Here is a 23368-nt window from a genome sequence, read left to right as displayed (position 1 = left end):
TGACCTGCCGTATAAATCTATCTAACGTTTGTTAGATGACTGCGATCTCGAAGGCCGAAGACACCCGCCAGCGCGTCCTCGACGTCGCCGCCCGGCAGTTCCGCGATCGCGGCTATGCCGGGGTGTCGCTGCGCGACATCGCCGACGAGGCCGGGCTGAAGGCCGGCAGCCTGTACTACCACTTCCGCTCCAAGGACGAGATCGTCGCCACCGTGCTCGACATCGGCATCGCGCTCGTGCACGAGGCGGTCGAGCGGGCGGTCGCCGCGCTCCCGCAGGGCCCCTCGCCCGAGCGCCTGCTCACGACCGCGATCCGCCAGCACCTGCAGGCGTTCCTGGCCTACTCGGACTACACCTCGGCCAACGTCCGGATCTTCGGCCAGCTCCCGCCCGAGGTCCGCCGGGCCAACCTGCCGGCCCGGCAGCGCTACGAGGCGCTCTGGGACGCCATCATCGACCGCGCCCGGGCCGCCGGCACGGTGCGCAATTCGGTCGACACCGCCACCTTCCGGCTGTTCCTGCTGGGCGCCATGAACGCCTCGCTGGAGTGGTTCGACCCGGCGCGCGGCGACGTCGACCGGCTGGCCCGGCGCTATGCCGACCTGGCCTTGCACGGCCTGCTCGGCCGACCGGAGGCATAGGCCATGGCCCCGCTGACCAGCCGCGTCGACCCCCGCTCCGACGCCTTCCGGACCAACGCCGCCGGCTACGACGCCCTGCTGGCCCGGCTGCGCGAGCGCATGGCGACGGCGATCCGCGGCGGCCCGGACCACCTGCGCGACCGGCACGAGGCCCGCGGCAAGCTGCTGGTGCGCGACCGCATCGACCGCCTGATCGACCCCGACACGCCGTTCCTGGAGTTGTCGCCGCTGGCCGCCTGGGGGCTGTACGGCGGCGACGTGAACAGCGCCGGCATCGTCACCGGCATCGCCACGGTCGCCGGCCAGCCGATCGTGATCATCGCCAACGACGCCACCGTGAAGGGTGGCTCGTTCTTCCACGAGACCGTCAAGAAGCACATCCGCGCCCAGGAGATCGCCGAGCAGAACCGGCTGCCCTGCCTGTACCTGGTCGACTGCGGCGGCGCCTACCTGCCGGAGCAGGACCGGGTGTTCCCGGACCGCGACCACTTCGGCAACACCTTCCACCGGCAATGCCGGATGTCGGCCATGGGACTGCCACAGATCTCGGTGGTGTTCGGCGGCTGCACCGCCGGCGGCGCCTACATCCCGGCGCTGTCCGACCAGGTGATCATGGTCGACGGCAACGCCCGCATCCATCTCGGCGGCCCGTCGATCGTCAAGGTGGCGATCGACGAGGAGGTCGACGGCGAGACCCTGGGCGGGGCCGCCATGCACACCCGGGTGTCCGGCGTGTCCGACCACCTGGCAGCCGACGAGCCGCAGGCCCTGGCGCTGGCCCGCGACATCGTCGGCGAGCTCAACCTGCACCGCACCCAGCCGGCGAACCGCCGGGCGAGCCGGCCGCCGCTGTTCGACCCGGACGAGCTGACCGGGGTGGTCAGCCAGGACCGCCGGCAGCCCTACGACGTCCGCGAGATCGTCGCCCGGCTGGTCGACGCCAGCGAGTTCCAGGAGTTCAAGCCGGAATGGGGCGAGACCCTGGTGTGCGGCACCGCGCGCATCCACGGCTATCCGGTCGGCATCCTCGGCAACAACGGCCCGCTGTTCTCGACCGCCTCGCTGAAGGGTGCGCACTTCGTCACGCTGTGCGAGCAGCGCGGCATCCCGCTGCTGTTCCTGCACAACATCACCGGCTTCATGGTCGGCACCGAGGCCGAGCGCGGCGGCATCGCCAAGCACAGCGCCAAGATGGTGTACGCCATGGCGACCACCACCGTGCCGAAGCTGTCGGTGATCGTCGGCGGCTCCTACGGGGCCGGCAATTACGGCATGTGCGGCCGCGGGTTCCGCCCGCACTTCCTGTTCGCCTGGCCGACCGCCGAGGTCGCCACCATGTCGGCCGACATCGCCAGCAACGTGATGCTGGAGCTGCGCCGCACCCGGCACGGCGCGGCGCCCGCCACCGACGCCGAGCTGGCCGCCATCGAGGGCAAGGTGCGCGCCCAGTACGCCGAGCAGAGCGACCCGTACTACGCCACCGCCCGGCTGTGGGACGACGGCATCATCGAGCCCGCGCAGACCCGCGACGTGCTGGGCCTGTGCCTGGAGATCGTCTGCGGCGTGCCGGCCGAGCCGCCGCGCCGCACCCCCGTGTTCCGCATGTAGACCCTGCCGCCCGTAGCACCCGCCCGGAGATCCCATGACGACGTACGAGACCCTGACCGTCGAGACCGACGACCGCGGCGTCGCCCGCGTCACCCTGGCCCGGCCGGAGCGCCACAACGCCCTCAACGACACCATGATCGCCGAGCTGCGCCGGGCCGCCGACGCCCTCGGCAACGACGACAAGGTTCGCGTCGTGGTGCTGACCGGCACCGGCAAGAGCTTCTGCGCCGGCGGCGACATCACCTGGTTCGCCCGGAACCTGGAGCGCTCGCGGTCCGAGCAGATCTACGAGAGCGGCGAGCTGGCCCGCATGCTGCTCGATCTGTACAGCCTGCCGAAGGCGCTGATCGGGCGGATCAACGGCCCGGCCTATGGCGGCGGGGTCGGCATGATCTCGGTGTGCGACGTGGCGGTCGGCGCCCGCGGCGCCCGCTTCGGCCTGACCGAGGTGCGGCTCGGCCTGATCCCGGCCAACATCTCGCCCTACGTGGTCAAGCGCATCGGCGTCGCCAACAGCCGCGCCACCATGCTGTCCGGCGCCCTGTTCGACGCCGACCGCGCCGCCGCCATCGGCCTGCTGCACGAGGCGGTCGACCCGGCCGACCTGGACGCGCGGGTCGAGGCCGTCGTCGCCGACCACCTGGAGGCCGAGCCCAATGCGGTGGCCGACACCAAGAAGCTGATCGACTACGTCGCCCGCCACGCCATCGCCGACAGCATGATCTACACCGCCGACCGGCTGGCCGACGGCTGGGAGAGCGAGCCCGGCCGCACCGGCGTGCGGTGCTTCCTGGAGAAGAAGCTGCCGCCGTGGCGGTCCGGCAAATGAGCATCCGCTCGGTCCTGATCGCCAACCGCGGCGAGATCGCGGCCCGCATCGCCCGGGCGTGCCGCGGCCTCGGCCTGCGCGCGGTGGCCGTGTACTCCGACGCCGACCGCGACGCGCCGCACCTGGCGCTCGCCGACGAGGCGGTGCGGATCGGCGGCGCCGCCGTGGCCGAGAGCTACCTGAACGTCGCCGCGATCGTCGCCGCCGCCCGCGCCACCGGCGCCGACGCGGTGCATCCGGGTTACGGCTTCCTGGCCGAGAACGCCTGCTTCGCGGCGGCCTGCGCCGAGGCCGGGCTGACCTTCGTCGGCCCGAGCCCGGAGGTGATCGCCCGCATGGGCTCGAAGACCGCCGCCAAGGTCGCGGCCGAGTTGGCCGGCGTCGCGGTGGTGCCGGGCTATCACGGCCGCGACCAGGACGACTCGGTGCTGGCCGTCGAGGCCGCCCGCATCGGCTTTCCGCTGATGATCAAGGCCAGCGCCGGCGGCGGTGGCCGCGGCATCCGTCGGGTCGACGGGGTCGGGGCGTTCGCCGATGCCCTGGCCCTGGCCCGCGGCGAGGCCCGCGCGGCGTTCGGCGACGACACCGTGCTGCTGGAGCGCTGCATCGAGCGGGCCCGCCATGTCGAGGTCCAGATCCTGGCCGACCACCACGGCAACGTCGTGCACCTGTTCGACCGCGACTGCTCGGTCCAGCGCGCCAACCAGAAGCTGGTCGAGGAGGCGCCGGCGCCGAACCTGCCGGCCGCCACCCGGCAGGCCATGCTGGACCAGGCGGTCGCCCTGGCCCGGCACATCGGCTACCGCAACGCCGGCACCGTCGAGTTCGTCTACGACGTCGAGCGCGAACGGGCCTGGTTCCTGGAGATGAACACCCGGCTGCAGGTCGAGCACCCGGTCACCGAGGCGGTCACCGGCATCGACCTGGTCGAATGGCAGATCCGCATCGCCGACGGCGAGGAACTGGGCTTCCGGCAGGACGAGCTGCACTGCGACGGCCACGCCATCGAGGCCCGGATCGCCGCCGAGGACCCGGCCGCCGGCTACCGCCCGCAGACCGGCACGATCACCGGTTATCTGGAACCCGCCGGCCCCGGCATCCGGGTCGACAGCGGCATCGCCGACGACTCGACCGTCACCCCGCACTACGACTCGATGCTGGCCAAGCTGATCGCCCACGGCGCCGACCGCGAGACCGCGCGCCGCCGGCTGCGCGGCGCCCTCGGCGGCCTGCGGGTCGACGGGATCCGGACCAACCGGGCGTTCCTGGCCGAGGTGCTCGACCTCGACCGCTTCCGCGCCGCAAGCCACACCACCGCGCTGCTGGCCGAGAGCTTTCCGGACGGCTGGACCGCGCCGACGCCCGGCTGCCGCGCCGTCGGCGAGGCCGTGCTGGCCCACGCCCTCGCGCAGTCGAGCGACGGCAATGGAACCGCGCCGCCCTGGCGGTCGCTCGGGGCGTGGCGGGTGACCGAGCCGGCCGGCCGCAGCGGCGCCTGCCACTGGCTGGCCGCGGTCGACGGCGCCGCGCCGGACGAGGCGACGCTTGCCGGCCGCGGCAACCGCCGCCGGGTCGAGATCGCGGGTGCCACGGCCCTCGACGCGACCGACCTGTCGTGGTGCGACGGCGTGCTGAGCTACGAGGAGGCCGGGCGCCGGCACCGGGTCCGGCTCACGGTCGACGGCGACCGGGTGTGGCTGCCGGGCGGCGCCGAGGTCGTGCTCACCCGTCCTGGCCGGGCGCCGGCCGACACCGACGCCACGGCCGGTGACAGCCGGATCCGCGCGCCGATGCCGGGCAAGCTGGTCGAGGTCCGGATCGCGGTCGGGGACGTGGTGGCCGCCGGCCAGACCGTCGCCGTGGTCGAGGCCATGAAGCTGTTCCAGGAACTGAAGGCGCCGGCCGCCGGCACCGTCGCCGCCGTGCACCGCCACGCCGGCGAGGCCGTCGACGGCGACACCGTGCTGATCGAGATCGAGATTTCCGCCCAGGGGGCCGACCGTGGGGACGACCGCGGGCCCGACCGGAGGACCGCATGACCGAGAGCCCGTATTTCGGCGACGAGCACAACGAGCTGCGCCGCCAGATCCGCCGTTTCGTCGAGGCCGAGGTGCTGCCGCACGGCGAGCAGTGGGAACGCGACGGCACTACGCCGCGCGAGGTGCTGCGCAAGATGGGCGAGCTCGGCTTCCTCGGCATCCGCTACCCGGAGGCCTATGGCGGCTCGGCCATGGACACGCTGGCGACCATGGTACTGGCGGAGGAGCTGGGCCGCTCGACCTTCGGCGGCTTCGCCATCACCGTGCTGGTGCACACCGACATGGCGTCGCCGCACATGGCCAACGCCGGCTCGCCGGAGCAGCAGGACCGCTGGATGCCGGGCATCGTCTCGGGCGAGCTGATCACGGCGGTGGCGGTGACCGAGCCCGACGCCGGCTCCGACGTCGCCGGCATCCGCACCCGGGCGGTCCGGACCCGCGGCGGCTGGCTGCTGAACGGCTCGAAGATGTTCATCACCAACGGGGTGAACGCGAACCTGTATTTCGTCGCCGCCAAGACTGACGCAGAAGATCCGCGCTCGCGCTCGGTCACCATGTTCATCGTCGAGAAGGGCATGGAAGGGTTCCGGGTCGGCCGGGCGCTCGACAAGATGGGCTGGCGCAGCTCCGACACCGCCGAGCTGGTGTTCGAGGACTGCTTCGTGCCCGACGCCAACGTGCTCGGCGAGGTGCATCGCGGCTTCTACGCGATCATGCGCAACTTCCAGAACGAGCGGCTGGTGCTCGGAGCCCAGGCGCTCGGCGAGGCGTCGAAGGCGCTGGAGATGACCGTCGACTACGTGCGCCAGCGCAAGGCGTTCGGCGGCACCCTGTGGGACAAGCAGGCGATCCGCCAGCGCCTGTCCCAGCGCCTGGCCGAGGTCGAGGCCGGCCGCCAGCTGCTGTACCACTCGGCCTGGCTGGACACCCTCGGGCGCGACTGCGTCAAGGAGGTGTCGATGGTGAAGGCGTACTGCGGCGAGTTGGTGAACCGGGTGATGTACGACTGCCAGCAGTTCCACGGCGGCTTCGGCTACATGCGCGAGGCCCCGATCGAGCGCATGGTCCGCGACGCCAGGGTGCAGGCGATCGGCGGCGGCGCGACCGAGGTAATGCTGGAGGAGGTGGCGAAGCGGGTCTGACGCCCGGCGCCGGCCCGCGCGTGGGTCCCGGCTCTCCGCCCCGGATCGATCCGGGGCTGCGGCCGGGATGAGGCCTTTGTGTGACCATCCCCAAACTCGCCTCATCCCGGGCGAGCGCAGCGAGACCCGGGACCTACCGGTCAGTCACGCCAAAACCCCTCACTCCGCGCCCGCCGCGATCGCCCGCAGCCCTTCGCGATAGGTCGGATAGCTCAACGCCACCCCAAGCTCGTCGCGCAGGCGCGCGGTGTCGAGCCGCTTGCACTCGGCGTAGAAGCTGCGGGCCATGTCGCTGAGCTCGGCCGAGTCGATTCCGATCGGCGCCGGCGGCTCGACGCCGATCAGCTCCGCCGCGAACCGGATCGGGTCGCCCGGAGGGCAGGCCTCGTCGTCGGCGACGTTGTAGATGCCGCCGTGCCGCGGCCGCGCCATCGAGGCCAGCAGGACGGTGCCGATGTCGTCGACATGGATTCGATTGAACACCTGGCCCGGCTTCTCGATGATCCGCGCCTTGCCGGCCTTAAGCCCATCGATCGGGTTGCGGCCCTGGCCGGGGCCGTAGATCCCGGCGATCCGGAACACCTGCACCGTCACGCTCGTGCCGTCGAACGCCGCCAGCCAGGCCCGCTCAGCGGCGGCCCGCCGCTCGCCGCGGGCCGAACCCGGGGTCGGCGCCTCGTCCTCGCGCGCCCAGCCGCCCTGGCGGTCGCCGTACACCGCCGGGGTCGAGAGGTAGCCGACCCAGCGCAGGCTCGGGCAGGCCCGCAGGTCGGCGGCGTGGTGCAGCAGCGGCGGCGCGCCCTCGGCGGTCGGCGGAATCGAATCGATCACGTGGGTGACGCCGTCGAAGGCCCCCTCGGCCATCGGCGCGCTGCCGTCGAACACCCGCACGTCGATGCCTTCCGCCGCCGCCAGCGCCGACGCCTTGCCGACATCGCGCACCGTGCCGGACACCCGCCAGCCCGCGGCTTTCAGCCGACGCGCCAGCCTGAGCGCCGTGTAGCCGAGCCCGAAGAAGAACGCGTGACCGGCAGCGATGGTCGGTTCCGGCATAGCGGGCATGGTTGCGGTCCTCCAGCTTCGGGGTCTAGAAACACGGTCCACGGCCCGGGACACGCCAGTCGTGACGGGCGCCCCGCGATGACCTCGAGGGGCCGGATATATCGCAAGCGATATCCGCGGCAACCAGTACCGGGCGATGATGCGGCCTGTCCGCCTCGTCCCGCCGGCGCGTTGTCAGCGGTCGGAGGGATGAGAATGAGCAAGCTCGGCGTAATGATCTGCGGCCACGGCAGCCGCGACCAGGGGGCGGTGGACGAGTTCGCCGCGGTCGCCCACAAACTCAAGGAACGGCTGGCCGACCGCTACCCGGTCGACTACGGCTATCTGGAATTCGCCACCCCGATCATCCGCACCGGGCTGGATGCCTTGCGCGAACAGGGGGTGACCGACGTGCTGGCGGTGCCGGGCATGCTGTTCGCCGCCGGCCATGCCAAGAACGACATCCCGTCGGTGCTGAACACCTACGCCGCCCGGCACGACGGCTTCTCGATCCGCTACGGCCGCGAGCTCGGCATCGACACCCGCATGCTGCACGCCGCCGGCGACCGCATCGAGCAGGCGCTGAAGGCGGCCGGCGACGGGGTGAAGCGCGAGGACACGCTGCTGATGGTGGTCGGGCGCGGCGCCAGCGACCCGGACGCCAACTCCAACGTCGCCAAGGTCACCCGCCTGCTGTGGGAGGGCATGGGCTTCGGCTGGGGCGAGACCTGCTATTCCGGCGTCACCTTCCCGCTGGTCGAGCCCGGGCTGGAGCACGCCGCCCGGCTCGGCTTCAAGCGCATCGTGGTGTTCCCGTACTTCCTGTTCACCGGCATCCTGGTGCAGCGGATCTACGACCTGACCGACGTGGTCGCCGCCCGCCACCCCGACATCGAGTTCGTGAAGGCGCCGTACCTGAACGACCACGAGATGGTGCTGCGCACCTTCGAGGCTCGCATCCAGGAGATCCTGGAGGGCACCGGCAACATGAACTGCCAGATGTGCAAGTACCGCGAGCAGGTGCTGGGCTTCGAGGCCGAGATCGGCCTGCCGCAAGAGAGCCACCACCACCACGTCGAGGGCATCGGCAGCGGCGGCCACTCGCACGACAACGATCATGGGCACGGGCATAGCCATGATCATGGTCATGGGCACCACCATCATCACGACCATGATCATGCGCACGGCCATCACCACCACGACCACTCCCATGATCACGGGCACGATCATGACCATGGGCACGGACACTCCCACGGCCACGATCACCATCACCACCCCTACCCGCACGCCGATCACCCGCTCGGGCCGAAGACCCTGAAGACCGGGTACAAGCTCGGCAGCGAGTGACGGCCCGTGTTTCAGAGGCCGACATCTTGGCGCTGCGTGGGTCCCGGATCCGCCGCGCCTTCGGCACGTCGGTCTGGGATGAGGACTGAAGGAGGATGCCTCCTCTCCTCCCTCATCCCGGCCGCAGCGGCGAAGCCGCGGAGAGCCGGGACCCACAGGGGCGCCCCGCACCCGATCGCGGAGCCATCCCATGGCGCGTGACTGGATCACCGACCCGCAGGAGATCACCCGGCGGTCGTTCGAGATCGTCGCCGCCGAGGCCGACCTCGCGCGGTTCGACCCGGCGGAGCGCGGCGTGGCGACCCGGCTGATCCATTCCTGCGGCATGGTCGAGATCGCCCCCGACCTGCGGTTCGCCCCGGGCGCCGTCGTGGCCGGCCGCGAGGCGCTGACCGCCGGCGCGCCGGTCCTGGTCGACGCCCGCATGGTCGAGGCCGGCATCACCCGCGCCCGGCTGCCGGCCGGCAACCGGGTGATCTGCACCCTCGACGACCCGCGGGTCCCGGACATGGCGAAGCAGGCCGGCCTGACCCGCTCGGCGATCGCCGTCGACCTCTGGGTGCCGCACCTGCCGGGCGCGGTGGTGGCGATCGGTAATGCCCCGACCGCGCTGTTCCGGCTGCTCGAGCTGATCGCCGACGGCGCCCCGCCGCCGGCCGCGATCCTCGGCTTCCCGGTCGGCTTCGTCGGCGCCGCGGAGTCGAAAGATGCACTGGCATCCACCAGGCTGCCCTACCTGACCCTGCTCGGCCGGCGCGGCGGCAGCGCCATCGCCTCGGCGGCGGTCAATGCGCTGGCCCGGGAGGGCATCTGACCATGACACCCTGGTTGAGCATCGTCGGGATCGGCGAGGACGGGATCGAGGCGCTGTCGCCGGCGGCCCGCGCCCTGGTCGACCAGGCCGAGGTGCTGATCGGCGGCGATCGCCATCTGGCGATGCTGCCGGCCGGCGACTCCCGCCGGCGTATCCCGTGGCCGTCGCCGCTCAGCGCCCTGGTCGAGACCATCGAGAGCCTGAAGCCTCGCCGGGTCTGCGTGCTGGCGACCGGCGACCCGTTCTGCTTCGGCATCGGCACCACCCTGGCCCGCCGCATCCCGCTCGACGAGATGGTCGTGATCCCGGGTGTCTCGGCCCGCACCCTGGTGTGCAGCCGGCTCGGCTGGCCGCAGCACACCACCCGGCTGCTGACCCTGCACGGCCGGCCGCTGGCGCTGCTGGAGCCGCATCTGCAGCCGGGTGCCCGGCTGATCCTGCTGTCCGAGGACGCCGCCACGCCCGCCGCCGTCGCCGCCCGGCTGACCGAGCGCGGCTTCGGGCCGAGCGCGATGACCGTGCTGGAGCACATGGGCGGCCCGGCCGAGCGCCGGCTCGACGGTTGTGCCGACGCCTGGACCCACGCTCCGGGCGAGGACTTCAACACCGTCGCCGTCACCGTGACCGCCGGCCCGGACGCCCGGACGCTGTCGACCCTGGCCGGCCTGCCGGACGACGCCTTCGCCCATGACGGCCGGATGACCAAGCGCGAGGTCCGCGCCGTCACCCTCGCCGCCCTGGCCCCGCATCCCGGCGAGCTGCTGTGGGACGTCGGGGCCGGTTGCGGGTCGGTTGCCGTGGAATGGATGCGATCGCATGAATTGAACCGGGCGATCGCCCTGGAGCCGAGGCCGGAGCGACGGGCGATGATCGCGGCCAACGCCGAGCGGCTCGGTACGCCGGGCCTGAAGATCGTCGACGGCACCGCCCCGGCCGCGCTGGCCGGGCTGGAGCCGCCCGATGCGGTGTTCGTCGGTGGCGGCGCCTCGGAGCCGGGCGTGATCGAGGCCTGCTGGGCGGCGCTGAAGCCCGGCGGCCGGCTGGTCGCCAACACCGTCACCCTGGAGAGCGAGGCGGTGCTACTGGCGAAGCACGCCGAGATGGGCGGCGAGCTGGTGCGGATCGCGGTCGAGCGCGCGGAGCCGGTCGGCCCATATCGCGGCTGGCGCCCGCTGATGCCGGTGACCCAGTGGCGCCTGGCGAAACCCTATGGAGCGGCCGAGTGAGCGGAACCCTGTACGGGCTCGGCGTCGGGCCGGGCGACCCGGAGCTGCTGACCCTGAAGGCGCTGCGCCTGCTGCGCGCGGTCGACGTCGTCGCCTACCCGGCGCTGGAGGACGGCGACAGCCTGGCCCGCGCCATCGTCGCCGGGCACCTGCCCGACGGCGTCGAGGAATACGCCATCCGCATCCCGATGACGGTCGCCCGGGCCCCGGCCCAGGCGGTCTACGACGTCGCCGCCGGGTACCTGGGCGCCGCCCTCGACGCCGGCCGGTCGGTCGCCGTGCTGTGCGAGGGCGACCCGTTCTTCTACGGCTCGTTCATGTACCTGTTCGGGCGGCTGGCCGAGCGCCACCGGGTCGAGGTGGTGCCCGGCGTGTCGTCGCTGACCGCCTGCGCGGCCCGGCTCGGCAGCCCGCTGGCGGCCCGCAACGACACCCTGGCGGTGCTGCCCGCCCCGCTCGCCGACGAGGTGCTGGCGGCCCGGCTCGACGGCGTCGACGCGGCGGCGATCATCAAGGTCGGCCGGCACTTCCCGCGGGTCCGCGCCCTGCTCGACCGGCTCGGCCTCGCCGACCGTGCCCGCTACGTCGAGCGCGCGACCATGGGAACCGAGCGGATCCTGCCGCTCGACGCGGTCGAGAGCGACGGCGCCCCGTACTTCTCCACCATCCTGATCCACCGCCGCGGCGAGGCCTGGTCGTGACGCCGGACATCATCAGCGTCACCGCCTCCGGCCGGGCGACCGCCGGGCGGATCGCCGAGGCCACCGGCGGCCGCGTGGTCGAGCCGTCAGCCGGGGTCGCCGAGACCCTGCGCGCGGCGTTCCGCGACGGCCGGCCGGCGGTGCTGGTCGGGGCCGCCGGCATCGCGGTGCGGGCGCTCGCCCCCCTGCTCGCCGACAAGGCCGAGGAGCCGCCGGTGCTGGCGGTCGCCGAGGACGGCTCGGCGGTGGTGCCGCTGCTGGGCGGCCACCGCGGCGCCAACGACCTGGCCCGAACGATCGCCGAGGCGCTCGGCGCCCGGCCGGCGATCACCACCGCCAGCGACGTTCGGTTCGGCGTCGCGCTGGATGCGCCGCCGCCGGGCTGGACCTTGGCCAACCCGCACCGCCACAAGGAGGCGGCGGCAGCCCTGCTGAAGGGTGCTTCGGCCCGGGCCGAGGGCCATCTGCCGTGGGTCGAGGCGTCGGCGATCCCGCAGGCCGCGGACGGCACCGTCGCCCTGGTCGCCAGCACACGACGGGTCGAGGACCGGCTGGACCGCCTCGTCTACCACCCGGCGGCGCTGGCGCTGGGGGTCGGCTGCGAGCGCGGCTGCGACCCGGACGAGCTGTGGAACCTGGTGCGCGCGACCCTGGCCGAGGCGCGGCTGGCGCCGGAATCGGTCGCCTGCGTGGTGTCGCTGGACCTGAAGGCCGACGAGCCGGCAGTCCATGCAGTTGCATCTAGACTCGGCGTGCCGGCCCGGTTCTTCGACGCCGGCCGGCTGGAGACCGAGGCCCCACGGCTCGCCAACCCGTCCGACGTGGTGTTCCGCGAGGTCGGCTGCCACGGCGTTGCCGAGGGCGCGGCGCTGGCCGCCGCCGGACCGGACGCCAAGCTGGCGGTCGAGAAGCGCCGCTCGGCCCGCGCCACCTGCGCGGTCGCCGAGGCGCCGGCGCCGATCGACGCCGCCACCGTCGGCCGGGCCCGCGGGCTGGTCGCGGTGGTCGGCACCGGCCCCGGCACCCCGGACTGGCGCACCCCGGAGGTCGACGCCCTGGTCGCCGCCGCCGACGACCTGGTCGGCTACGACCTGTATCTCGATCTGCTCGGACCGGCCGCCGCCCACGCCGAGCGCCACGCCTTCCCGCTGGGCGCCGAAGAGGAGCGGGCGCGCGCCGCCCTCGACCTCGCCGCGACCGGGCGGACCGTCGCCCTGGTCTCGTCAGGGGATCCCGGCATCTACGCCATGGCGACCCTGGTGTTCGAGCTGCTCGACCGGGCCGACCGGCCGGACTGGCGGCGGGTCGAGATCCGGGTGGCGCCCGGGATCTCCGCCCTGCAGGCGGCGGCCGCCCGGATCGGCGCCCCGCTCGGTCACGACTTCTGCACGATCTCGCTGTCCGACCTGCTGACCCCGTGGGAAGCGATCGAGGGCCGGATCCGGGCCGCGGCGCAAGGCGACTTCGTGGTGGCGTTCTACAACCCGGTCTCCAGGCGCCGCCGCACCCAGCTGCACGCCGCCCGCGCCATGCTGCTGGAGCACCGCCCGGCCGACACTCCGGTGGTGCTGGCCCGCTCGCTCGGCCGGCCGGAGGAGACGGTGAGCGTCACCACCCTCGCCGACCTCGACCCGGAGACCGTCGACATGCTGACGGTGGTGCTGGTCGGCTCCTCGGCGACCCGTGCGGTGGCGCGCGGCGACGGCGGCACCTGGGTCTACACGCCGCGCGGCTATGCCGGGAAGGCCGGCTCGGTGCTGGCCCGCAACGCAACGCCCGAAGGCAAGGACGAGACATGACCGTGCACTTCATCGGCGCCGGGCCGGGCGACCCGGACCTGCTGACCATCCGCGGCCGCGACCTGATCGCGCGCTGCCCCGTCTGCCTGTACGCCGGCTCGCTGGTGCCGGCGGCGGTGGTGGCGCACGCCCCGGCCGACGCCCGGGTGGTCGACACCGCCCCGCTGACCCTCGACGAGATCCTGGCGCTGATCGAGGCGGCCCATGCCGAGGGCAAGGACGTCGCCCGCGTGCACTCCGGCGACCCGTCGCTGTACGGCGCCATCGCCGAGCAGATCCGCCGGCTGCGCGAGCTCGACATCCCGTTCGACATCACCCCCGGGGTGCCGGCCTTCGCCGCCGCCGCCGCCGCCCTCGGCACCGAGCTGACGGTGCCGGAGGTGGCGCAGACCGTGATCCTGACCCGCACCGCGATGAAGTCGTCGCCGATGCCGGCGGGCGAGGAACTGGAGAACCTGGCGCGCACCCGGGCGACGCTCGCCATCCACCTGTCGATCCGCAACCTGCGCGAGGTGCGCCGGGCGCTGGAGCCGCACTACGGCACCGACTGCCCGGTCGCCGTGGTCTACCGGGTCGGCTGGCCGGACCAGCAGATCCTGCGCGGCACCCTCGCCGACATCGCCGGCAAGGTGCGCGAGGCCAAGATCACCCGCACCGCGCTGATCCTGATCGGTCCGGCTCTGGACGCCCACGGCTTCCGGGACTCCGCCCTTTACGACGGCGCCCACGCCCATATCCTGCGGCCGGTCCGGCGCACCGCCGGGGACTGACAAGCCAGCCCGAGGCCATCATGCCGACGCCGAGACGGGGCCTGCTGCGGCCGGCCTCGGAGTCCGATTTCCCCCGCCTGTACGAGATCTGGAGTTCGGTCGACGAGCACCGGTTCCGGGAGGACTGGGAGCGCTTCGTCGAGACCGCCACCGGCATGCTGGCCGACAACCGGGTGTGGGTCTGGTCGGACGGCGCCCAGGTGCACGGCTTCGCCGCCGCCGACCCGGTCAGCGCCGAGATCGCCGCGGTCTACGTCCACCCCGCCGCCCAGGGCCGCGGCATCGGCCGGGCGCTGTTGCGCAAGTGCTGCGACGGCCTGCTGCGCCGCGGCCACCGCCATGCCTGGCTGGTCACCTCGCCCGGCACCCGGGCCGAGCGGATCTACCGCGACGCCGGCTGGGTCGAGGCCGGGATCGAGGCCAGCGGCGCGGTCAGGCTGCGCAAGCGGCTGGTGGCGTAGGACGGCACACACCCGTCGCGCGCTGGGTTCCGGATGCGTCCCGCCCCGGGCGGTCCGCTCCGGAATGACGTCAGAAAGGGGAGAGGCGCCAACCCACGTTGACGTCATTCCGGCCGAAGCGGCGCAGCCGCGTAGAGCCGGAACCCACCAAGCGACGGGCAGCTACCGCCCAAGCACCTCTCCAACCCACGCCACCGCTTCCGCCACGCTCCCGGCCACCGGCGGTTCCGGCGGCGGCGGGCGGCGGATCGTCAGCACCGGCAGGCCGAGCTCGCGCGCCGCCTCCAGCTTGGCCCGCCCCGAGGCGCCGCCGCTGTTGCGGCAGACGATCGCGGCGATGCCCTCGCGCCGCAGCAGCTCCAGCTCGGCCGCCATGTCGAACGGGCCGCGGCCGGCGACCATGCGACAGCCCGGCCAGGGTGGGGCGACCGGGTCGACGGTCCGGAGCACGAACCGCAGGCCGGACACTGCCGCGAACGCCGACACCCGCTGGCGGCCGAGCGCCAGGAACACCGTCGCGCCGTCCGGCAGACCGAGTCCGGCGAGCATAGATGCAGCCGCATGCTCATTGTCGGCCGGCAGCCAGCGGTCGCCCTCGCCCGGTTCCCACCCCGGCCGCACCAGCGCCAGCCGCGGCACGCCGGCCAGCCGTGCCGCCTCCGCGGCGTGCGCCGAGATCTGCCGGGCGAACGGGTGCGTAGAGTCGACCAGCGCCGCATAGCCGCCGTCGCGAAGATGCCCGGCCAGCCCCTGCGGCCCGCCGAAGCCGCCGACCCGGACGTCGCCGGCCACCGCCGCCGGCTCGGCGGTGCGGCCGGCCAGCGCGGTCACCGGATCGGCGACGTCGCCCTCGACCAGGGCGGCCGCCAGCGCCCGCGCCTCCTCGGTGCCGCCCAGGATCAGGACCCGCCTAGCCACCGGCCTCTCCGACCACCCGGCCCTCGCGGTCGACCACCAGCAGCTCGACCGCGACCGGCGCGCCGCGCAGCGCCTCGAGCACGGTGGCGAGGGCCTGCTCGGCGATCCGGTCGGCGATCGGGATGCCGGCGGCGGTCGCCAGCGCCAGCACCTCGGCCGCGGTGTTGGCGGTCCGCGCCGCCGCCACCAGGTCGTCGCCGGCCCCGAGATCGGCGAGCTGTCCGGCCAGCCAGTCCATGCCGACCTGGCTGCGCCCGGAATGCAGGTCCAGGTGGCCCTCGGCCAATTTGGCGAACTTGGCGAAGCCGCCGGCCAGGGTCAGGTGCGGCACCGGGTGGTCGCGCAGGTACTTCAGCAGCCCGCCGGCGAAGTCGCCCATGTCCAGGAAGGCGGTCTCCGGCAGGTCGTGCCGACGCCTGACCGCGTCCTCCGAGGTCGAGCCGGTGCAGCCGACCACGCGCGGCAGTCCGGTCGCCCGGGCCACGTCGATGCCGCGGTGGATCGAGTGGATCCAGGCGGCGCAGGAGAACGGCACGACCACGCCGGTGGTGCCGAGGATCGACAGCCCGCCGACGATGCCGAGCCGCGGGTTCCAGGTCTTCGCGGCCAACGCCTCGCCGCCGGGCACCGACACCTCGATCTCGAGGTCGCCGGCATCGCCGTGCGCCGCCGCCACCTCGGCGACGACCTCGCGCATCAGCCGGCGCGGCACCGGGTTGATCGCCGGCTCGCCGGGCGGTACCGGCAGGCCGGCCAAGGTCACCGTGCCGACCCCGTCGCCGGCCCGGAAGGTGACGCCGCTGCCCGCCGCGCCGCGCCGGACGGTGGCGATCACGGTGGCGCCGTGGGTGACGTCCGGGTCGTCACCGGCGTCCTTGACGATGCCGACCGAGGCCCAGCCGTCGCCGAGCGCCTCGCGGGCGAGCGCGAAAGCCGGCTGCTCGCCCTTCGGCAACCGGATCGACACCGGGTCGGGGAACGCGCCGGTCAGCAGCGCGGTGTACGCCGCCTTGGTCGCGGCGGTCGCACAGGCGCCGGTCGTCCAGCCGCGCCGCAGGGGTCCTTCGGGCTTGCGGGCCATGGCGCGGTTGTAGCGCGCCCGGCCGCGCCGGGACAGCCGCCCGCGATCAGGCCGACGTGTAGGGAACGAACGGCACGCGCTCGCGCCGCGACGCCCGCGGGACCAGTTCGGCGATCGCCGTCTTGAAGTGCTCGGTCTCCTGGTGCGCACCCCAGGCGGTCTCGTCGCGGTACAGCTCGATCAGAAAGAAGTGGCCTGGGTTCTTCGGCGATCGGTACGGCCGGAACAGCTTCACGCCGGGCTCCGCCATGGTCGGCGCGACCAGGCCGGCGAGGATCGCGCCGACGGCGTCCTCCTCGCCGGGCCGCGCCTCGATGTTGATGGCCACGACAAACCCGTCGTTGAGTTCCTCGAACGTCAAACCATTGCCCTGCATCGCTCGCCCCTGCGGTTCGTTCATCGCCCGCAGGATCTCACGCTTGCCGCCGTTACGTTTCGGCCGCTGCCGAAGCGTGGCCCTGAGCCCGCCCGCTACGCCGCGTCCCGGTCACTGAGCTCGATTGTGATTCGCTGGCCGAGCGCCGCCGCCATCTTCACCAGGGCGTCGAGCGAGAACCTGTCGAAATGGCCTCGCATCAGGGCGTTGATCCGCGGCTGGCTGACCCCGCAGCGCCGCGCAGCCTCCTGCTGCGTCCAGCCGTTGCGCTCGATGATGTCATGAATCTGTATCATGAGGTCGGCGCGCGCCCGCATGTGCGCCGCCTCCTCGGGCGTATCGGCGATCAGATCGAAGGCGGTCTCGTAGGTCTCGATCTTCACGGCCTGCCTCCGCTCAACAGCTCCTTCAGGCGTCGCCTGGCCAGCTCGATGTCTCTCATCTCCGTCCTCTGCGACGTCTTCCGAAACGCGTGCAGGACATAGACGGCGTCCATCAGTCTGGCGGTGTAGATCACCCGGTAGGTCCGGTTCTCGCTATCCCAGACTCTCAATTCCTCGACACCCGGACCGATGGACGGCATCGGCTTGAAATCGGCCGGCGGCCTGCCCGTCTGCACCCGGTACAACTGGTAACCGGCCTGCTGCTTTGCATGCGCGGAGAAGGCATCAAGCCTCCTCCGGGCGTCACCGACGAACCTCAGCGGCTTCAGCGCCGGCATTATATCCGCTCCGATATAATCAGCAATATCGGCACGGCTATGGACGGATCACGGGGAAAACCCGCATGCCGCATTCCCGGCCCACCCGGTCGCCTCGGGGCTAGGCCCGGCGCCGCTGCGCGGGTAGGTTTCCGGCATGGAGCGGACCTCGTATTCCCCGCCGGCCTTCGAGCCGGGCCATGTCTGGCTGTGCGGCGCCGGCCCGGGTGATCCCGGGTTGCTGACCCTGCATGCCCTGCACGCCCTGCAGAACGCCGACGCGGTGGTCTACGACGCCCTGGTCAGCGACGGCGTGCTCGGCTTGGCGCGGCCGGAGGCCGAGCTGGAATACGCCGGCAAGCGCGGTGGCAAGCCGTCGCCGAAACAGGCCGACATCTCGCTGCGGCTGGTCCGGCTGGCGCGCGAGGGCAAGCGGGTGCTGCGGCTGAAGGGCGGCGACCCGTTCGTGTTCGGCCGCGGCGGCGAGGAGGCGCTGGCGCTGGTCGCCGCCGGCGTGCCGTTCCGGATCGTGCCGGGAGTCACCGCCGGGATCGGCGGCCTCGCCTATGCCGGCATCCCGGTGACCCACCGCGACACCAACCACGCCGTCACCTTCGTCACCGGCCACGACGCGACCGGCGAGGTCACCGGCGTCGACTGGGCCGCCCTCGCCGCCGGGCCGTCGGTGCTGGTGATCTACATGGCGATGAAGCACCTGGAGACCATCGCCGGGCGGCTGATGGACGGCGGCCGGGCCGGCGACACGCCGGTGGCGATCGTCTCGAACGCCGCCCTGCCCGACCAGCGGGTGCTGGAGACCACGCTGGCCGCCGCCCACGCCGACGCCGCTTCCGCCGGCATGGCGCCGCCCTGCGTGGTGGTGGTCGGCCCGGTCGCCCGGCTGCGCGCCGGCCTCGACTGGCTCGGCGCCCTGACCGAGGGCCGGGTGCTGGAGCCCGACCCGCTCGGCCGCGGGCGGGAGCGGCGGACCGGGTGACCGCGCCCGGAGCCACACCCCGATCCAGTCCGGGGCTGATCGTCGCCGCCCCGTCCTCCGGCGCCGGCAAGACCACGGTCGCGACCGCCCTGATGGCCGGCTTCGCGCGCCGCGGCCTGGCGGTCGCCCCGGCCAAGGTCGGCCCCGACTACATCGACCCGCGGTTCCACGAGGCGGCGACCGGCCGGACCTCGGTCAATCTCGACGGCTGGGCGATGCGCCCCGGCCTGCTGGACGGCCTGGTGGCGTCCCGGGACGGCGACCTGGTGGTGGTCGAGGGCGTCATGGGGCTGTTCGACGGCGCGCCGGCGGCGGGCGCGGTCGACGACGGCTCGACGGCGGCGCTGGCCCGGCGCACCGGCTGGCCGGTACTGCTGGTGGTCGACGCCGCCCGCCAGGCCGGCTCGGTCGCGGCCCTGGTGCACGGCTTCCGCAGCTTCGATCCGGCGGTGCCGGTCGCAGGCGTGCTGCTGAACCGGGTCGGCGGCGACCGCCACGCCGACATTCTGCGGCGGGCGCTCGAGCCGCTCGGCCTGCCGGTCGCCGGCGCGATCCCGCGCGACGCCGCGATCGACCGGCCGTCGCGGCATCTCGGGCTGGTGCAGGCCGGCGAGGACCCGGCGCTCGCCGACTGGCTCGACCGGCTGGCAGCCCTCGCGGAGGCCCATGTCGACCTGGACGCGGTCCGGGCGCTGGCCCGGCCGGCCGGTGTCGCCGCCGGCCGGGCCGGGCCGCTGCCGCCGCTCGGCGCCCGCATGGCGGTGGCCCGCGACGACGCCTTCGGCTTCCTGTACCCGCACCTGCTGGACGGCTGGCAGGCGGCGGGAACCGCCCTCAGCTTCTTCTCGCCGCTGGCCGACGAGGCGCCCGATCCGTCGGCCGACGCCGTGATGCTGCCCGGCGGCTATCCCGAACTGCAGGCCGGTCGACTGGCGGCCGCCGGGCGGTTCCTGGACGGGGTACGGGGTGCGGCCGCACGCGGCGCGTGGGTGTACGGCGAGTGCGGCGGCTTCATGGCGCTCGGCGAGGCCCTGGTCGACGCCGGGGGAACCGCCCACCGGATGGCCGGGCTGCTGCCGCTGGAGACCCGGTTCGACCGGCGCCGCCTGAACCTCGGCTACCGCCGCGTGACCACCCGGGTCGAGACCCCGTTCGGTCCCCGCGGCACCGTGTTGCGCGGGCACGAGTTCCACTACTCCACGATCGGGCGGGAAGGCACCGCCGACCGGCCGTTCGCCGCCGTGGACGCCGGCGGCGGGGAGCTCGGCGACGTCGGTCTGCGGCACGGTCGCGTGCTCGGCTCGTACCTGCACCTGATCGATCGCGGCTGACCGTCCGCCGCTGCGGAACAGAACACGAATATTAACCAATCGTTAACCACGGCCGATCGGAAGGTGAACATCGCCGAACGGGCGAGCGCTCAGGTCGCCGGGCCGCGCGCATGCTCGTCGGCCAGCGCCTCGAAGTCCGCCAGCGTCACCGCGAACGCCTTGGTGTCGAGCTCGACCGAGGCGAGGCTCCGGTAGAAGCCGTGCGCCGGCGTGTTGTCGGCCCGTGCCACCCACCAGACATACTGCCGACCGTACCGCCGGGCGTGCCCGGCGACCGCCGCGATCAGCCGCCGGCCGAGCCCCTGCCCCCGGACGCCCGGGCTCACGTACAGGTCGGCCATGTAGACCCCGCGGGCGGCATAGGCCGGCTCGTAGGCGTCGTAGAACAACGCATAGCCGAGCAGGCCTTGCGGCCCCGCCGCCACCAGTACCCGGAACTCGGGATCGTCGCCGAACCCGTCGCGCCGGATCGCCTCCGCGGTCAGGAAGCCGGTCGGATCGCCGTGCTCGGCATGGAACGCCTCGGCCAGCGCCGACAGCGCCTCGGCATCGGCTTCCACCGCCGGGCGAACCACGAAGGTCATGCCGCCCCCCGGGCCCGCCAGTCCTCGGCCTCGATCCGGAAGCCGCGGACCGTGAAGCCATTGTAGTCGGTGTCGCCGATCGAGCGCAGGCCGACCGCCTCCAGCACCCGCGCGGAGGCTTCGTTCTCGGGCACCACGAACGCGACGATGCGGTCCAACCCGACGGTCTCGAACCCGAAGCGCAGCGCTGCCGCCGCCGCCTCGCGGGCATAGCCGCGGCCCCAGAACGGCCTACCCAGGGCGTAAAGCACCTCGACCTCGGACGCGCGCTCCATCGACGCCAGCCCGGCCTGGCCGACGAACGCACCGGTCGCGGTCTCCTCGACCGCCCAGACCCCGTAGCCGCGCGCCCAGCCCTCCCGGAACGACCTGATGCGCGAGTCGGCGATCTCGGCCGCGAACGGCACCAGCGCCTCGCCACCCGGCAGGTAGCGCACGACCTCCGGGTCGGCCCGCAGCGCGGCATAGGCCTCGCGGTCCGCCGGCGTGAAGGCCCGCAGGGTCAGCCGGTCGGTGACGACGGTCGGAATGCCAGGCTCGCGCATCGGTCGGCACCGGGTCCCGGGTTGCAGTGAAGCGTCGACCGCTCGATACTCCGCAACCCGCCCATCCGCAACCCGGAGCCCCCCATGCCGATCGTCAACCGCATCGCCGAGTTCGCCCCGGAGATGACCGAGTGGCGCCGCGACCTGCACGCCCATCCGGAGCTCGGCTTCCAGGAAACCCGGACCAGCGACGTGGTCGCCGCCAAGCTGGCGGAGTGGGGGATAGAGGTCCATCGCGGCCTGGGCGGGACCGGCGTCGTCGGGGTGCTCAGGGCCGGGTCGGGCGACCGCGCCATCGGCCTGCGCGCCGACATGGACGCCCTGCCGATCGACGAGCGCACCGGCAAGCCCTACGCCTCGACCAACGCCGGCGTCATGCATGCCTGCGGCCATGACGGCCACACCACCATGCTGCTGGGGGCGGCCAAGTACCTGGCCGAGACCCGGAACTTCGACGGCGTCGTGCGGTTCATCTTCCAGCCTGCCGAGGAGGGCGTGGGAGGGGCGAAGAAGATGGTCGAGGACGGCCTGTTCGAGCAGTTCCCATGCGAGCGGGTGTACGGCATGCACAACATGCCCGGCATCCCGGTCGGCACCTTCGCGGTGATGGAAGGGCCGGTGATGGCCGCCGGCGACACCTTCGAGATCCGCATCCAGGGCCGCGGCAGCCATGCCGCCATGCCGCACCAGGGCATCGACCCGGTGATCGTCGCCTCCAACCTGGTGATCGCCCTGCAGACCATCCCCAGCCGCAACGTCCCGGCACAGGACGCGCTGGTGGTCTCGGTCACCGAGTTCCACGCCGGCGAGACCTTCAACGTGGTGCCGGACAGCGTGGTGTTGCGCGGCACCTGCCGGACCCTCGATCCGGACATCCACGCCTCGCTGCCCGACCGGTTCCGCCGGATCGTGGACGGGGTGTGCGCGGCCTACGGGGCCAGCGCCGAGATCGACTACCGGCAGGTCTTCCCGGTCACCGTGAACGCCGCCGGACCGACCGCCGTGGCGGCCGAGGCGGCGGGCGCGGTCGCCTCGACGGTCCGGACCGACTGCCGGCCGCTGATGGGCTCGGAGGATTTCGCCTACATGATGAACCTCGTACCGGGCGCCTACATCTGGGCCGGCAACGGCGACAGTGCGCCGGTCCACCACCCCGAGTACGACTTCAACGACGAGCTGCTGGCCCAGGGCGCCAGCTACTGGTCGACCCTTGTCGAGCGCGAGCTGAAGCGCGCCTGAGGAGACAGCCATGCCGATCGTCAACCGCATCGCCGAGTTCGCCGACGAGATGACCGAGTGGCGGCACGACCTGCACGCCCATCCGGAGCTCGGATTCAAGGAGCACCGCACCAGCGACGTGGTCGCCGCCAAGCTGGCCGAGTGGGGCATCGAGGTGCACCGCGGCATCGCCGGCACCGGCATCGTCGGGGTGCTGAAATGCGGCACCGGCAGCGCCAGCATCGGCCTGCGCGCCGACATGGACGCCCTGCCGATCCTGGAACGTGGCGAGGGCCCGCGCGAGCACCGCTCGACCAATGACGGCGTGATGCACGCCTGCGGCCACGACGGCCACACCACCATGCTGCTGGGCGCCGCCAAGTACCTGGCCGAGACCCGGAACTTCGACGGCACCGTGAACTTCATCTTCCAGCCGGCCGAGGAGGGCCTCGGCGGCGGCGACAAGATGGTCCAGGAAGGCATGTTCGACCGGTTCCCGTGCGACACGGTCTGGGGCATGCACAACATCCCCGGCATTCCGGTCGGCAGCTTCGCGGTGTCGCCGGGTCCGATGATGGCGGCCCGCGACAACTTCATCATCAAGGTGCAGGGCCGCGGCAGCCACGGCGCCATGCCGCACCAGGGCATCGACCCGGTGGTGGTCGGCGCGCATCTGGTGATGGCGCTGCAGACCATCACCTCGCGCAACATCGAGCCGCAGGACGCGCTGGTGATCTCGGTCACCCAGTTCGAGGGCGGCAACGCCTTCAACGTGGTGCCGGATTCGGTCGAGCTGCGCGGCACCTGCCGGGTGTTCGACCCGAAGGTCCAGGCCAGCCTGCCGGAGCGGATCGAGCGCATCGTGAACGGCGTGTGCGCGACCTTCGGCGCGACCGGGACGCTGGAGTACCTCAAGGGCTACCCGGCGACCATCAACGACCCGGCGCAGGCTGCGGTCGCCGCCGAGGTGGCCGAGGCGCTGGCCGGCAAGGAGCGGGTCGACCGCAACCCGAAGCCGATGATGGGGGCCGAGGACTTCTCCTACATGCTGAACCAGCGGCCGGGCGCGTACATCTGGGCCGGCAACGGCGATACCGCCGGCGTCCACCACCCGGACTACGACTTCAACGACGACCTGCTGCCGCACGGTGCCAGCTTCTGGGCGCGCCTGGTCGAGGATCGCCTGCCGCGGCGGTGACC

Annotated in this window: 24 protein-coding genes; 16 read left to right on the top strand and 8 right to left on the bottom strand. The window is 73.1% G+C overall.

All coding sequences use genetic code 11. The annotated features are described in order from the left end of the window. The first annotated feature begins 35 nt into the window (after nucleotides 1-35). Genes IE246_RS19700 through IE246_RS19680 form a run of 5 tightly spaced genes read left to right on the top strand, consistent with a single transcriptional unit; the run spans nucleotide 36 to nucleotide 6259 of the window. Nucleotides 36-641 (top strand): TetR/AcrR family transcriptional regulator, encoded by a 606-nt coding sequence (locus IE246_RS19700; protein WP_189992821.1) that lies wholly within the window; start codon nucleotides 36-38, stop codon nucleotides 639-641. 3 nt (nucleotides 642-644) lie between these two features. Then, nucleotides 645-2249: an acyl-CoA carboxylase subunit beta gene (locus IE246_RS19695; protein WP_189992819.1), complete on the top strand. Its 1605-nt coding sequence runs from the start codon at nucleotides 645-647 to the stop codon at nucleotides 2247-2249. A gap of 34 nt (nucleotides 2250-2283) precedes the next feature. Further along, the gene (locus tag IE246_RS19690; protein ID WP_189992817.1) at nucleotides 2284-3078 is read left to right on the top strand and encodes an enoyl-CoA hydratase-related protein; all 795 of its coding nucleotides are present in this window, start codon (nucleotides 2284-2286) and stop codon (nucleotides 3076-3078) included. Further along, nucleotides 3075-5117, top strand: a complete 2043-nt coding sequence (locus IE246_RS19685) for an acetyl/propionyl/methylcrotonyl-CoA carboxylase subunit alpha (protein WP_189992815.1) — start codon at nucleotides 3075-3077, stop codon at nucleotides 5115-5117. Before IE246_RS19690 ends, IE246_RS19685 begins: the two co-directional genes overlap by 4 nt. After that, nucleotides 5114-6259: an acyl-CoA dehydrogenase family protein gene (locus IE246_RS19680; protein ID WP_189992813.1), complete on the top strand. Its 1146-nt coding sequence runs from the start codon at nucleotides 5114-5116 to the stop codon at nucleotides 6257-6259. The genes IE246_RS19685 and IE246_RS19680 overlap by 4 nt, the downstream gene beginning before the upstream one ends. A gap of 159 nt (nucleotides 6260-6418) precedes the next feature. On the opposite strand, the gene IE246_RS19675 is transcribed toward IE246_RS19680, so the two are convergent. After that, entirely contained in the window at nucleotides 6419-7321 is a 903-nt protein-coding gene (locus IE246_RS19675) for a Rossmann-fold NAD(P)-binding domain-containing protein (protein ID WP_229837391.1), read from the bottom strand. Between the two features lie 195 nt (nucleotides 7322-7516). On the opposite strand from IE246_RS19675, the gene IE246_RS19670 reads away from it, so the two are divergent. From IE246_RS19670 to IE246_RS19640, 7 genes are all read left to right on the top strand, one after another. After that, complete coding sequence (locus tag IE246_RS19670; protein WP_189992812.1) at nucleotides 7517-8647, top strand: sirohydrochlorin chelatase; 1131 nt, start codon at nucleotides 7517-7519, stop codon at nucleotides 8645-8647. A gap of 190 nt (nucleotides 8648-8837) precedes the next feature. Next, the gene (locus IE246_RS19665; protein WP_189992810.1) at nucleotides 8838-9461 is read left to right on the top strand and encodes a precorrin-8X methylmutase; all 624 of its coding nucleotides are present in this window, start codon (nucleotides 8838-8840) and stop codon (nucleotides 9459-9461) included. A 2-nt stretch (nucleotides 9462-9463) separates the two neighbouring features. Beyond that, nucleotides 9464-10687: a precorrin-6y C5,15-methyltransferase (decarboxylating) subunit CbiE gene (gene cbiE, locus IE246_RS19660; RefSeq protein ID WP_189992808.1), complete on the top strand. Its 1224-nt coding sequence runs from the start codon at nucleotides 9464-9466 to the stop codon at nucleotides 10685-10687. Next, on the top strand, nucleotides 10684-11388 hold the full coding sequence (cobI, locus tag IE246_RS19655; RefSeq protein WP_189992806.1) for a precorrin-2 C(20)-methyltransferase: 705 nt from the start codon (nucleotides 10684-10686) through the stop codon (nucleotides 11386-11388). The genes cbiE and cobI overlap by 4 nt, the downstream gene beginning before the upstream one ends. Continuing rightward, nucleotides 11385-13187, top strand: a complete 1803-nt coding sequence (gene cobJ, locus IE246_RS19650; RefSeq protein WP_229837390.1) for a precorrin-3B C(17)-methyltransferase — start codon at nucleotides 11385-11387, stop codon at nucleotides 13185-13187. The genes cobI and cobJ overlap by 4 nt, the downstream gene beginning before the upstream one ends. Beyond that, a complete protein-coding gene (cobM, locus tag IE246_RS19645; protein WP_189992805.1) occupies nucleotides 13184-13957 on the top strand; it encodes a precorrin-4 C(11)-methyltransferase in 774 nt (257 codons plus the stop codon). The genes cobJ and cobM overlap by 4 nt, the downstream gene beginning before the upstream one ends. 20 nt (nucleotides 13958-13977) lie before the next feature. Further along, on the top strand, nucleotides 13978-14418 hold the full coding sequence (locus IE246_RS19640) for a GNAT family N-acetyltransferase (RefSeq protein ID WP_189992803.1): 441 nt from the start codon (nucleotides 13978-13980) through the stop codon (nucleotides 14416-14418). A 162-nt stretch (nucleotides 14419-14580) separates the two neighbouring features. On the opposite strand, the gene IE246_RS19635 is transcribed toward IE246_RS19640, so the two are convergent. From IE246_RS19635 to IE246_RS19615, 5 genes are all read right to left on the bottom strand, one after another. Continuing rightward, a complete protein-coding gene (locus tag IE246_RS19635; protein ID WP_189992801.1) occupies nucleotides 14581-15336 on the bottom strand; it encodes a cobalt-precorrin-6A reductase in 756 nt (251 codons plus the stop codon). Continuing rightward, nucleotides 15329-16417, bottom strand: a complete 1089-nt coding sequence (locus IE246_RS19630) for a cobalt-precorrin-5B (C(1))-methyltransferase (RefSeq protein WP_189992799.1) — start codon at nucleotides 16415-16417, stop codon at nucleotides 15329-15331. Before IE246_RS19630 ends, IE246_RS19635 begins: the two co-directional genes overlap by 8 nt. 46 nt (nucleotides 16418-16463) lie before the next feature. Further along, nucleotides 16464-16817: a putative quinol monooxygenase gene (locus IE246_RS19625; protein WP_189992797.1), complete on the bottom strand. Its 354-nt coding sequence runs from the start codon at nucleotides 16815-16817 to the stop codon at nucleotides 16464-16466. A gap of 71 nt (nucleotides 16818-16888) precedes the next feature. Then, nucleotides 16889-17176: a helix-turn-helix domain-containing protein gene (locus tag IE246_RS19620; RefSeq protein WP_189992795.1), complete on the bottom strand. Its 288-nt coding sequence runs from the start codon at nucleotides 17174-17176 to the stop codon at nucleotides 16889-16891. Then, nucleotides 17173-17514: a type II toxin-antitoxin system RelE/ParE family toxin gene (locus IE246_RS19615; RefSeq protein WP_229837389.1), complete on the bottom strand. Its 342-nt coding sequence runs from the start codon at nucleotides 17512-17514 to the stop codon at nucleotides 17173-17175. The genes IE246_RS19620 and IE246_RS19615 overlap by 4 nt, the downstream gene beginning before the upstream one ends. 136 nt (nucleotides 17515-17650) lie before the next feature. Here IE246_RS19615 and cobA point away from each other — a divergent pair, with 136 nt between their 5' ends. Next, nucleotides 17651-18490, top strand: a complete 840-nt coding sequence (cobA, locus tag IE246_RS19610) for a uroporphyrinogen-III C-methyltransferase (RefSeq protein ID WP_189992794.1) — start codon at nucleotides 17651-17653, stop codon at nucleotides 18488-18490. Next, complete coding sequence (locus tag IE246_RS19605) at nucleotides 18487-19821, top strand: cobyrinic acid a,c-diamide synthase CobB (RefSeq protein ID WP_189992793.1); 1335 nt, start codon at nucleotides 18487-18489, stop codon at nucleotides 19819-19821. The genes cobA and IE246_RS19605 overlap by 4 nt, the downstream gene beginning before the upstream one ends. An 89-nt stretch (nucleotides 19822-19910) precedes the next feature. Here the strand turns inward: IE246_RS19605 and IE246_RS19600 are convergent, their stop codons facing one another. Together IE246_RS19600 and IE246_RS19595 are read right to left on the bottom strand one after the other, a co-directional pair. Next, nucleotides 19911-20405, bottom strand: coding sequence for a GNAT family N-acetyltransferase (locus tag IE246_RS19600; RefSeq protein WP_189992792.1), 495 nt, complete (start codon nucleotides 20403-20405; stop codon nucleotides 19911-19913). Next, complete coding sequence (locus IE246_RS19595; protein WP_189992791.1) at nucleotides 20402-20950, bottom strand: GNAT family N-acetyltransferase; 549 nt, start codon at nucleotides 20948-20950, stop codon at nucleotides 20402-20404. Before IE246_RS19595 ends, IE246_RS19600 begins: the two co-directional genes overlap by 4 nt. 84 nt (nucleotides 20951-21034) lie before the next feature. Here IE246_RS19595 and IE246_RS19590 point away from each other — a divergent pair, with 84 nt between their 5' ends. Beyond that, complete coding sequence (locus IE246_RS19590) at nucleotides 21035-22189, top strand: M20 aminoacylase family protein (protein ID WP_189992790.1); 1155 nt, start codon at nucleotides 21035-21037, stop codon at nucleotides 22187-22189. Between the two features lie 10 nt (nucleotides 22190-22199). Further along, nucleotides 22200-23366 (top strand): M20 aminoacylase family protein, encoded by a 1167-nt coding sequence (locus tag IE246_RS19585; RefSeq protein ID WP_189992789.1) that lies wholly within the window; start codon nucleotides 22200-22202, stop codon nucleotides 23364-23366. Nucleotides 23367-23368: the final 2 nt, after the last annotated feature.

This window comes from Thalassobaculum fulvum (genome assembly GCF_014652915.1).
In the GTDB taxonomy this organism is placed as follows: domain Bacteria; phylum Pseudomonadota; class Alphaproteobacteria; order Thalassobaculales; family Thalassobaculaceae; genus Thalassobaculum_A; species Thalassobaculum_A fulvum.
The sequence above is the reverse complement of the archived record's forward strand: the minus strand, read 5'-3'. Positions and strand labels throughout refer to the sequence as shown.

Bases quoted from the DNA above. Each gene is read 5' to 3' on its own strand.
- IE246_RS19615 (WP_229837389.1), bottom strand. From the start codon at position 17,514: ATGCCGGCGCTGAAGCCGCTGAGGTTCGTCGGTGACGCCCGGAGGAGG.
- IE246_RS19670 (WP_189992812.1), top strand. From the start codon at position 7,517: ATGAGCAAGCTCGGCGTAATGATCTGCGGCCACGGCAGCCGCGACCAG.
- IE246_RS19595 (WP_189992791.1), bottom strand. From the start codon at position 20,950: ATGCGCGAGCCTGGCATTCCGACCGTCGTCACCGACCGGCTGACCCTG.
- IE246_RS19640 (WP_189992803.1), top strand. From the start codon at position 13,978: ATGCCGACGCCGAGACGGGGCCTGCTGCGGCCGGCCTCGGAGTCCGAT.
- IE246_RS19690 (WP_189992817.1), top strand. From the start codon at position 2,284: ATGACGACGTACGAGACCCTGACCGTCGAGACCGACGACCGCGGCGTC.
- IE246_RS19590 (WP_189992790.1), top strand. From the start codon at position 21,035: ATGCCGATCGTCAACCGCATCGCCGAGTTCGCCCCGGAGATGACCGAG.
- IE246_RS19625 (WP_189992797.1), bottom strand. From the start codon at position 16,817: ATGAACGAACCGCAGGGGCGAGCGATGCAGGGCAATGGTTTGACGTTC.
- IE246_RS19585 (WP_189992789.1), top strand. From the start codon at position 22,200: ATGCCGATCGTCAACCGCATCGCCGAGTTCGCCGACGAGATGACCGAG.
- IE246_RS19675 (WP_229837391.1), bottom strand. From the start codon at position 7,321: ATGCCCGCTATGCCGGAACCGACCATCGCTGCCGGTCACGCGTTCTTC.
- cbiE (WP_189992808.1), top strand. From the start codon at position 9,464: ATGACACCCTGGTTGAGCATCGTCGGGATCGGCGAGGACGGGATCGAG.
- IE246_RS19695 (WP_189992819.1), top strand. From the start codon at position 645: ATGGCCCCGCTGACCAGCCGCGTCGACCCCCGCTCCGACGCCTTCCGG.
- IE246_RS19630 (WP_189992799.1), bottom strand. From the start codon at position 16,417: ATGGCCCGCAAGCCCGAAGGACCCCTGCGGCGCGGCTGGACGACCGGC.
- cobM (WP_189992805.1), top strand. From the start codon at position 13,184: ATGACCGTGCACTTCATCGGCGCCGGGCCGGGCGACCCGGACCTGCTG.
- IE246_RS19700 (WP_189992821.1), top strand. From the start codon at position 36: ATGACTGCGATCTCGAAGGCCGAAGACACCCGCCAGCGCGTCCTCGAC.
- cobA (WP_189992794.1), top strand. From the start codon at position 17,651: ATGGAGCGGACCTCGTATTCCCCGCCGGCCTTCGAGCCGGGCCATGTC.
- IE246_RS19680 (WP_189992813.1), top strand. From the start codon at position 5,114: ATGACCGAGAGCCCGTATTTCGGCGACGAGCACAACGAGCTGCGCCGC.
- IE246_RS19600 (WP_189992792.1), bottom strand. From the start codon at position 20,405: ATGACCTTCGTGGTTCGCCCGGCGGTGGAAGCCGATGCCGAGGCGCTG.
- IE246_RS19665 (WP_189992810.1), top strand. From the start codon at position 8,838: ATGGCGCGTGACTGGATCACCGACCCGCAGGAGATCACCCGGCGGTCG.
- IE246_RS19685 (WP_189992815.1), top strand. From the start codon at position 3,075: ATGAGCATCCGCTCGGTCCTGATCGCCAACCGCGGCGAGATCGCGGCC.